9 protein-coding genes are annotated in these 6,883 nt (G+C 65.0%); 3 read left to right on the top strand and 6 right to left on the bottom strand.

Annotated features, from left to right (window positions below; translation table 11 throughout):
- Positions 1 to 757 (bottom strand): aminotransferase class III-fold pyridoxal phosphate-dependent enzyme (locus AC6H42_RS16525; protein WP_497548496.1); only part of this gene is annotated, 757 nt, incomplete at its 3' end.
- Positions 758 to 848: 91 nt separating this feature from the next.
- Positions 849 to 1,424: a PEP-CTERM sorting domain-containing protein gene (locus AC6H42_RS16520; RefSeq protein WP_082551488.1), complete on the bottom strand. Its 576-nt coding sequence runs from the start codon at positions 1,422 to 1,424 to the stop codon at positions 849 to 851.
- Positions 1,425 to 1,550: 126 nt separating this feature from the next.
- Between AC6H42_RS16520 and AC6H42_RS16515 the strand changes: the two genes are divergently transcribed.
- On the top strand, positions 1,551 to 2,102 hold the full coding sequence (locus tag AC6H42_RS16515) for a carboxymuconolactone decarboxylase family protein (RefSeq protein WP_057153070.1): 552 nt from the start codon (positions 1,551 to 1,553) through the stop codon (positions 2,100 to 2,102).
- A 30-nt stretch (positions 2,103 to 2,132) separates the two neighbouring features.
- On the opposite strand, the gene AC6H42_RS16510 is transcribed toward AC6H42_RS16515, so the two are convergent.
- Genes AC6H42_RS16510 through yjgA form a run of 4 tightly spaced genes read right to left on the bottom strand, consistent with a single transcriptional unit; the run spans position 2,133 to position 4,320 of the window.
- Entirely contained in the window at positions 2,133 to 2,408 is a 276-nt protein-coding gene (locus tag AC6H42_RS16510; protein ID WP_057153071.1) for a hypothetical protein, read from the bottom strand.
- A 27-nt stretch (positions 2,409 to 2,435) separates the two neighbouring features.
- Positions 2,436 to 3,104, bottom strand: coding sequence for an alpha/beta hydrolase (locus AC6H42_RS16505; RefSeq protein ID WP_057153072.1), 669 nt, complete (start codon positions 3,102 to 3,104; stop codon positions 2,436 to 2,438).
- A 9-nt stretch (positions 3,105 to 3,113) separates the two neighbouring features.
- Entirely contained in the window at positions 3,114 to 3,725 is a 612-nt protein-coding gene (gene mog / locus AC6H42_RS16500; protein WP_057153073.1) for a molybdopterin adenylyltransferase, read from the bottom strand.
- Positions 3,715 to 4,320: a ribosome biogenesis factor YjgA gene (gene yjgA / locus AC6H42_RS16495; RefSeq protein WP_057153074.1), complete on the bottom strand. Its 606-nt coding sequence runs from the start codon at positions 4,318 to 4,320 to the stop codon at positions 3,715 to 3,717. Before yjgA ends, mog begins: the two co-directional genes overlap by 11 nt.
- Positions 4,321 to 4,413: 93 nt before the next feature.
- Here yjgA and pmbA point away from each other — a divergent pair, with 93 nt between their 5' ends.
- Together pmbA and AC6H42_RS16485 are read left to right on the top strand one after the other, a co-directional pair.
- Positions 4,414 to 5,766 (top strand): metalloprotease PmbA, encoded by a 1,353-nt coding sequence (gene pmbA / locus AC6H42_RS16490; RefSeq protein WP_057153075.1) that lies wholly within the window; start codon positions 4,414 to 4,416, stop codon positions 5,764 to 5,766.
- Between the two features lie 72 nt (positions 5,767 to 5,838).
- On the top strand, positions 5,839 to 6,883 hold a 1,045-nt coding region (locus tag AC6H42_RS16485), incomplete at its 3' end, for a TRAP transporter substrate-binding protein (protein WP_497548495.1).

The following is a 6,883-nucleotide window of genomic DNA, read 5'->3' as shown; positions in this document are numbered from 1 at the left end:
ACAGCGTGCCGGTGCGGCCCATGCCGCACATCACCTCGTCGGCGATCAGCAGCACGCCGTACTTGTCGCACAGCGCGCGCACGCCCTTGAAGTAGCCGGGCGTGGCGGTAATGGCGCCGCCGGTGGCGCCCACCACCGGTTCGGCGCAGAAGCCGATCACCTTCTCCGGCCCGGCCGCCAGGATCTCCGCTTCCAGTTCCGCCAGCAACGAGGCGGTGTAGTCGTTCAGCGTCTGCTGCGGCAACCGGTCGCGGTATTCGTAGCAGGCCGACACGCGCCGCACGTCCATCAGCAGCGGCGCGAAATGCTTGCGGCGCGATTCGTTGCCGCCCAGCGCCAGCGCGCCGAGCGTGTTGCCGTGGTAGCTCTGGCGGCGCGCGATGAACACGCTGCGCTGCGCCTGGCCGCTCTCCACGAAGTACTGGCGCGCCAGCTTGAGCGCCGTTTCCATCGCCTCGGAACCGCCTGACACCAGGTAGACGTGATTCAGGTCGCCCGGCGCGTCGAAGGCCAGGCGCGTGGCCAGTTCCTCGGCAACTTCGCTGGTGAAAAAGCCGGTGTGGGCGTAGGCCAGGCGGTCGATCTGCGCATGCATGGCCGCCAGCACGTCCGGGTGGCCGTGGCCCAGCGAGGACACGGCGGCGCCGCCGCTGGCGTCGAGATAGGTATTGCCACGGCTGTCGCGGAGGGTGATGCCTTTGCCGCCGACGGCAATCGGCGGCATCTGGCGCAGGCTGCGGTGAATGATGTGGCTCATGTCGTCCTCCGGTTGATATGGAGAGACGACAATAGATCGCCGCGCAGCCGGAGTTGTTGATTTTTGTCGCTTCCGGTGCGAAAAATTTCCGTCAGGATGCGCGCTTGCGTGCCAGCGCCCCCACCAGGGCCAGGCCGGCCAGCAGCATGCCGTAGGTTTCGGGCTCGGGGATGGCGGGCACGTTCAGCGACATCAGGCTGCCCACCTTGTCCGGGCTGTCGCCCTCGTACATGCCGACCTTCAGGTGCGGCGACGTGAAGTCTTGCGTGCCGCCGGTGAAGGTGAACTCGAACACCATATCGTCCGTCAGCGCCAGGTGCGAGCCGAAGGCGCAGATTTTCATGGGGTTGGCGCCGTTGACGCAGCCGTTGGCGGACAGCTCGTTGTTGTTGATCGTCCAACTGAGGCCACCGGGTGGCGCCGCCGTCAGCGATACGCTGCTGAACGAGCCAACGTCCTTTATGCCGAGCATGCCCAGCGTGGTGGCGGTGGACCAGTCGCCGGTGGGATTGGCGGCGTCGATTTCGAGGCGCAGCACGTTTGCCATGAAGGAAGTCGTGAAGGTGACGCCCTGGAACTCCAGGACGCCCGCGTTGGCGTTGCCCGCCATGCCGAGACAGGCCGCAAGCGCCACGGGCGCTACGATGCGTTTGAGAATTGAAGACATGTGTTGCTCCTTTCTGGAATCGATGTGGGACTGCGCCTTAATAAATATCACGCAGCTAGTGAGCACAATGTCGAAAAACGCAAACACGGCTCACTTAAGCCAAGAGTTGTTTGCTAATATTTCCGCATGACAGAACGCCTCGGCCCCATTCCCTTCGCAGAGCTCTCGCCGCAGCAGCAAGCCGCCGCCCAAGCCATCATCGACGGCCCGCGCGGCGCGCTGTACGGCCCCTTCGTGCCCTTGATACGCAGCCCGGAGCTGATGGAATGCGCGCAGCGCATGGGCGAATACCTGCGCTACCGCAGCGCCATCGGCACGCGCCTGTCGGAATTGGCCATCCTGGTGACGGCGCGGCAGTGGGACCAGCAGGTGGAGTGGGCGATCCACGCGCCGATCGCGCTGCAGGAAGGGATCAGCCCCGCCATGGTGGAGGCGATCGCCGGGCGGCGCCGGCCCGACGCCATGATGGACGACGAGGCGCTGGTGCACGACTTCTGTGTGGAACTGCACAGGAACAAGCGGGTGTGCGACGCCACCTACAGCGCCGCATTGGCGCGCTTCGGCGAGCACGGGGTGGTGGATTTGATGGGGTTGAACGGCTACTACACGTTCCTGGCGATGGTGATGAATGCCGCGCAGTCGGCAGCGCCGCTGTCGGGCGTGGCGCCGCTGCCCTAGCTGCGGGCTTGGCGGCGCGGCATTGGCGGCTTATTGCGGTGCCAGGCCGCGGGTTACCACGTCGGCGACAACTTCGTTGAGGTCTTTGCCGCTGTCTTTGGCCAGCGCTTGCAGCTGCGCCACCAGGTCGCTATTGAGCTTGACGGCGAAGGGCACGAGGCCCAGCGCCTGGTCGCGGCGGCGCTGTTCGCGCTTGTCCACCACCTCGCCGGCGGCGCCGGTGTTGCCGAATCCGGCCGCGCCAGGGGCAACCATCTTGCCCATCAACTTCTTGGCGTCGCTTTTTGCCATGCCGGTTTTCTTCATTTTCTGCTTTCAGTGGTACTGCGGGGGTTAGGCCAGGACCTTCTTCAGCCATGCGCTGATGTGCACAACCTCTTCCTGGCACAGCGAGTGCTGCATGTAGTAGTCGTGCCATTCCACCTGGTAGCCCAGCTTGGCCAGCAGGTCGCGCGAGGCCTCGGCGCGGGCCACCGGGATCACCGGGTCCATACGGCCGTGCACCATGAAGACCGGCACTTGCAGGCTGGCTTCGCTGCGCTCGGCGGCGACCTTGTCGGCCAGCGGCACATAGCCGGACAGGCACATCAGGCCAGCCAGCTTTTCGGGGTGGCGCAAGCCTGCCTGCAGGGTCATGGCGCAGCCTTGCGAGAAGCCGGCCAGGATGATGCGGTGGGCCGGGATGCCGCGCGCTTTTTCGCGCGCGATCAGTGCTTCCACCTGCAGCTGCGAGGCGCGCAGGCCTTTTTCATCTTCCTGGCGGCCCAGGTCGGTGTGGACGATGTCGTACCAGGAGCGCATCACGTAGCCGTTGTTGATGGTCACCGGCATGGTGTTCGCATGCGGAAAGATGAAGCGGATGGCGGGCAGGCCGTCCAGGTCCAGCTCATTTACCATGGGCACGAAGTCGTTGCCGTCGGCGCCCAGGCCATGCATCCAGATGATGGACACGGTCGGGTTCGTGCCCGATTCGATTTCGATGTTTTCCAGCAGTGCGGTCATTGCAAATCCTCAGGCAGGCTTGATTGCCGATTTGGGGCGGAATGCCTTGCATACCGCCGGATTGGTTTCCATGTAGGGGCCGCCGATCAGGTCCACGCAGTAAGGCACGGCCGCGAAGATGCCGCCCACCAGCTGCTTGCCGTCGGCGTCCTTCAAGCCTTCCAGGGTTTCCTTGATGGCTTTCGGCTGGCCGGGCAGGTTCATCACCAGCGCGGCGTGGCCATCGATCTCGCGGATCACGGCGGTCTGGCGCGACAGGATGGCGGTCGGCACGAACTGCAGGCTGATCTGGCGCATCTGCTCGCCGAAGCCGGGCATTTCCTTGGTGCCGATGGCCAGCGTGGCCTCCGGCGTCACGTCGCGCCGCGCAGGGCCGGTGCCGCCGGTGGTCAGCACCAGGTGGCAGCGGGCGGTGTCGACCAGTTCCACCAGCGTCGCTTCGATCTGCGCGCGCTCGTCGGGAATCAAGCGGGTTTCGACGCGGAAGGGCGTCGTCAGCGCGCACGCCAGCCATTCCTGCAGCGCGGGCAGGCCCTGGTCTTCATAGACGCCGCCGCTGGCGCGGTCGGACACCGACACCAGGCCGATCACCAGCACCGGCGCTGCCACGTCACTCGTCATCTTCTTCGCTGTCCTCATCCTCGGCGTCGGCATCGTCGGCCTTGGCTTTGCGGTGCTTGGCGTCGACCTGCTTCAGGATCTGGAAGATCTCGCGGTAAGCCTTGGGCGGCTTGTTCTCGGCCTGCTCCTTGCGGGCGTTGCGGATCAGGGTGCGCAGGTGCTGCACGTCCAGTTCCGGGTTCTCCGACAGCAGCGTGGTGAGCGCGTTGTCGTCGGCCAGCAGCTTGTCGCGGCGGCGTTCCAGCGCGTGCATGGCGGCCGTGTCGGCCTTGGACGCGCCTTTCCAGCCCTCGATGGTGCGCTGGATGACGGCCACTTCTTCCTCGTCCAGGGTGCGCATCTTCTTGCCCACGAACTGCATCGCGCGGCGGCGGCCTTCGTGATTAGTGATAGTTTGGCAAGTCAGGATGGCCTCTTTCACGTCCTCCGGCATGGGGACGCGCTTGACGCGGTCGCGCGGGGCTTCCACCAGCTCGGCGCCGAGCGCCTGCAGGGCGTCGGACTGGCGCTTGAGTTCGGTTTTAGATGGGCGCTCGTATTCTTGTTCGAACTCGGAAGATTGGAAGCCGACGGCGCCCCGGTTTGCATTTGGCATGATAACTGTGAGGCAGGGCATGAACCCGGCCTGTAAAAACTGTAAACGACTGCTATGATAACTGTTTTAACGGTCACCCGAAGAAAACACCACATGAGCGACTCCGCATTTAGCCACAGCCAGGATCAATTGAAGCAGCTTGCACGCGACGTTTTGGCGTACGCGCGCGAGAAGGGCGGCACCGATGCCGCCGTCGAGATCAGCGAGGGCAGCGGCTTGTCCGTCTCTGTGCGCAAGGCGAAAATCGAAACCATCGAGCAAAACCGCGACAAGGGCCTGGGCGTGACCGTGTTCATCGGCCAGAAGCGCGGCAACGCCAGCACCTCGGACTTTTCGCCGGCCTCGCTGCGCGCCACCGTGGACGCGGCTTACAACATCGCCAATTTCACCGCCGACGACGACTGCGCCGGCCTGGCCGACGAGGACATGCTGGAGAAAAACCCGCGCGACCTGCAGCTGTACTACCCGTGGCTGATCTCCACCGAAGAGGCGGTGGCGCTGGCGCAGCGCGCCGAAGCGGCCGCCTTCGAGGTGGACCCGCGCATCACCAACAGCGAAGGCGCCGGCGTGCACGTGCAGCAGTCGCACTTCGTGTCGGCCAACTCGCGCGGCTTCATCGGCGGCTACCCGTACTCGCGCCACACCCTGTCGGTGGCGCCGATCGCCGGCAAGGGCGCCAAGATGCAGCGCGACGACTGGTACAGCTCGGTGCGCGACGCCGCCAGGATGGCCGCGCCCGAAGCCATCGGCCGCTACGCCGCCGAGCGCGCGCTGGCGCGCCTGAACGCGCGCAAGCTCGACACCCGCACCTGCCCGGTGCTGTTCGAAGCGCCGCTGGCGGCCGGCCTGCTGGGCGCCTTCGTCCAGGCCACCTCGGGCGGCGCGCTGTACCGCAAGTCCACCTTCCTGCTCGACAGCCTGGGCCGGTCGGCCTTCCCGTCGCATATCCAGATCAAGGAAGACCCGCACGTGATCGGCGCGGTCGGCTCGGCCCCGTTCGACGAGGAAGGCGTGCGCACCCAGCGCCGCGACGTGGTCAAGGACGGCGTGGTGCAGGGCTACTTCCTGTCGACCTACTCGGCGCGCAAGCTGGGCATGCAAACCACCGGCAACGCGGGCGGCTCGCACAACCTGTCGATGACGTCCTCGCTGACGAAGAAAAACGACGATTTCGTGGCCATGCTGAAGAAGATGGGCACCGGCCTGCTGGTGACCGAACTGATGGGCCAGGGCACCAACTACGTGACCGGCGACTACTCGCGCGGCGCGTCCGGCTACTGGGTGGAAAACGGCGTGATCCAGTACCCGGTGGAGGAGATCACCATCGCCGGCAACATGAAAGAGATGTTCCAGCAAATAGTCGGTATCGGCTCGGACGTACTGGTGCGCGGCACCAAGCAGACCGGTTCCATCCTGATCGAAAAAATGGTTGTTGCAGGAAGCTAATTTCCCGTTGCAAGCTTGCCCACGTTTCCATACACTGTCCCCGGCATATTAAAAAAACCTAGGAGACAATGTATGGAACGCCGTTCATTCATTACCAAGGCCGCTGTCGGCGCCACCGCAGGCATCATCGCCGCCCCGGCCCTGGCGCAGTCGCTGCCCACCATCAACTGGCGCCTGGCGTCCAGCTTCCCCAAATCGCTGGACACCATCTTCGGCGCCGCCGACACCTTCACCAAGCGCGTCTCCCAGCTTACCGGCGGCAAGTTCAACATCCGCTCGTTCGCCGGCGGCGAAATCGTGCCCGGCCTGCAGGTGATGGACGCGGTGCAAGCCGGCACCGTCGAGTGCGGCCACAGCGCCTCCTACTACTACTTCGGCAAGGACGCGACCTTCGCCTTCGACTGCGCGGTGCCGTTCGGCCTGACCTCGCGCCAGCACACCGCCTGGTACGACCAGGGCGGCGGCCGCGAGCTGACCCGCGAATTCTTCAAGGGCTACGGCATCATCAACTTCCTGGGCGGTAACTCCGGCACCCAGATGGGCGGCTGGTTCCGCAAGGAAGTCAAATCCGTGGCCGACCTGAAAGGCACCAAGATGCGCGTGGGCGGCTTCGCCGGCAAGGTGCTCGAGCGCCTGGGCCTGGTGCCGCAGCAGCTGGCCGGCGGCGACATCTACCCGGCGCTGGAAAAAGGCACCATCGACGCGGCCGAATGGGTCGGCCCGTACGACGACGAAAAGCTCGGCTTCCACAAGGTGGCGCCGTTCTACTACGCGCCGGGCTGGTGGGAGGCGGGCGCCTCGTTCTCGTTCTACGTCAACATCAAGGAATGGGAAAAGCTGCCCAAGGAATACCAGGCCGCGATCGAGTGCGCCTCGTACGAAGCGCACGTGGTGATGCAGGCCGAATACGACTTCCGCAACCCGACCGCGCTGGCGAAACTGCTGAAGGGCGGCGTCAAGCTGCGCAACTTCCCGAAAGACATGATGGACGCCTGCTACAAGGCCGCCAACGACGTCATGAACGAAGAGGCGGCACGCAACGCCAAGTTCGCCAAGATCTACGAGCCATGGAAAAAGTTCCGCCAGGACCAGAACCAGTGGGCCTCGGTGGCCGAAG

This window comes from Massilia sp. NBRC 108631 (assembly GCF_059704565.1).
Note: the sequence above shows the minus strand (reverse complement) of the source record. Positions and strands in the feature narration are given on the sequence as shown.